General features: G+C 65.2%; 1 pseudogene. It reads right to left on the bottom strand.

Going from position 1 to position 296, the window contains the following annotated elements:
* Nucleotides 1–296: pseudogene (locus EN852_RS39215) on the bottom strand (phosphatase PAP2 family protein); the annotation flags it as partial.

Here is a 296-nt window from a genome sequence, read left to right as displayed (position 1 = left end):
CGAAAATCATCGCGCGTCCGGGAAGCGCCTGCAGGGCGAATGCGGCAACGATGGCGAAAGCCGCCGTCGCGTGATCCGAGGGGAACGACCAGTCGGCGCTGGCGGGAATGATGAGATGGGTCACACCGGCGTCGTAGGGACGCACGCGATGCACGAAAAGCAGGCTGATCTGGTTGGCGCCAAGTCCGATCAGGAAAGACAACCCCGCCGCGATCGCGGCATGGCGGACGTGGGTCCGGTCCGTCCTGCTCCACCATTGCAGGACCACGCAGGCGATCAGGAGCGGGACACCGAAT

This window comes from Mesorhizobium sp. M2E.F.Ca.ET.209.01.1.1 (genome assembly GCF_004010375.2).
In the GTDB taxonomy this organism is placed as follows: Bacteria; Pseudomonadota; Alphaproteobacteria; order Rhizobiales; family Rhizobiaceae; genus Mesorhizobium.
Note: the sequence above shows the minus strand (reverse complement) of the source record. Positions and strands in the feature narration are given on the sequence as shown.